Source organism: Ruminococcus sp. RTP21359st1_H3_RTP21359_211015, from assembly GCF_040909065.1.
GTDB lineage: Bacteria > Bacillota > Clostridia > Oscillospirales > Ruminococcaceae > Hominimerdicola > Hominimerdicola aceti.
The window spans coordinates 1-1,632 of sequence record NZ_JBDGDD010000078.1; the positions used below are offsets into that span (position 1 = coordinate 1).

Here is a 1,632-nt window from a genome sequence, read left to right on the forward strand (position 1 = left end):
ATATATCGCAGTGTGGATGATTTCATCATAGATTGGTGCCAGGTATTCCGGCTTACGGAACATGATATCCGTGGCACATTCGATCTGCTGAACCGTCCAGGTATAACCCAGCCCGAGAGATTCCGGAACGGGACTGTAGCGTCTGGCAAAGACATCGAGAACTTTATGGAGCCCTTGCGGGTTGATACGGTCAGAAAGTTTCTGAGCAGTTTCAATATCGGAGATTTCAAGGAACGCGTTGTCCTGCATCCGGTAAGAAAGCTGTTTTTTATCAAGCTTATAGGCGAGCAGGTTATGACCGTTCATGTAAAACTGAAGACGGAAAGGCGGCCATGTAGGGACACGAAGATAGCAAAGGCCAAGTTCCCTGTCGATAAAATAGAAATAGTAATGAAGACACTTGCTCTGGTCAAACTTCAGGAAGGTCTTCCCAGTTGTTTTATCATGCCAGGGCCTGTAGGTATTACAGCATTCCATAGCAGAAAAGATATGGATCAGACCTTCCGTTTTTCCGGTTTCGGCAATGATGTTCTGGATGCGGTCATCTTTTCGAAAAGCATGGAGTTTTCGGATAAACTCAATTTCCATTCCATTTTCGTGAGCAATCTTTTCCGCATTCTGACGGACCTGTTCCGTAAGGGGCTGGGAGAAACTGGTGGGATAATCAAAAATACGGATACCGTTGAGTTTCATATAGGCAGTCATTGCTTCCGCATGGCTCCAGTTTGGGATATATCCCTGAATGATCATGCGGTCATAACAGGTAATGATGCCATGAATTTTATCAGCGTATTTATCAGTGAGTAACATATAAAAACCCCCTTTTTCTTTAGAATAACACAAGGGGTAGAAAATAAAAATAACTTTTCCGGTTTATCCGGGTTAGGGAAATACAATGAAATTATTTTCAAGGCTTTTACAAAGCAATTAACGCCAGAAGATTTAAAAAAGCATTCTCTTTCAGAGGAACAAGTTGCTGAAATTATAAATAAATTCTCTGCTATTATTAAACGCTCATTTGGAGATGGCGTAACAGTTAAATCTATAGAACAAACTAAAGAAAATAAATAATACCTATGAACTGGTAGTCATAAACGACTGCCAGTTTTTTTGAAAGGAGATGAATATTTGATAAATAGAAAGGGAAAGCGTATCAGAGCCAGCGACAAGAACCTTGTGTACCGCTTCTGCGTAGGTACGCTCCTGTTCCTGTTCGTGGCGGTTCTCCTGCTATTGAACATGGGACAGCTTATGCGTACCGATTGGGAGCATTTCAGTTTACTAGTATAACGAATATTAAATAATTGCTATATTAAATTGATACTGCTTCCTCTTCACTGATTTCATCCATTTTATACTTCCAGTGATAAACCACGGGTTCACGGTTCACTTCGTCAAAGTACTTGTAAATTCGTTCTTCCAACTCCTGTTTGGTATTGACACGAATTCCTCGAAGCATCTGTCTGGTCATCTTGCTGAAGAAGCTTTCAATCATGTTTAACCATGAGCCATGTTTTGGTGTAAACACAAATTTAAAACGTCCCTTTGGCATAGTATCCAGAAAGCGCCGTGTTTCTTTGGAAGTATGTGCAGAATGATTATCCAGGATGATCCGAATGGTATCCTGTGATG

General features: G+C 40.9%; 1 protein-coding gene and 2 pseudogenes. 1 reads left to right on the forward strand and 2 read right to left on the reverse strand.

The annotated features are described in order from the left end of the window. A pseudogene (locus AB5Z01_RS13695) lies at positions 1–810 on the reverse strand (MarR family transcriptional regulator); the annotation flags it as partial. Positions 811–1,128: 318 nt separating this feature from the next. Here AB5Z01_RS13695 and AB5Z01_RS13700 point away from each other — a divergent pair. Beyond that, positions 1,129–1,284 (forward strand): annotated as a pseudogene (locus AB5Z01_RS13700) (ATP-binding protein); the annotation flags it as partial. A gap of 28 nt (positions 1,285–1,312) precedes the next feature. Here AB5Z01_RS13700 and AB5Z01_RS13705 read toward each other — a convergent pair. Then, a partial coding sequence (locus tag AB5Z01_RS13705) for a transposase (protein ID WP_368365619.1) occupies positions 1,313–1,632 on the reverse strand: 320 nt, incomplete at its 5' end.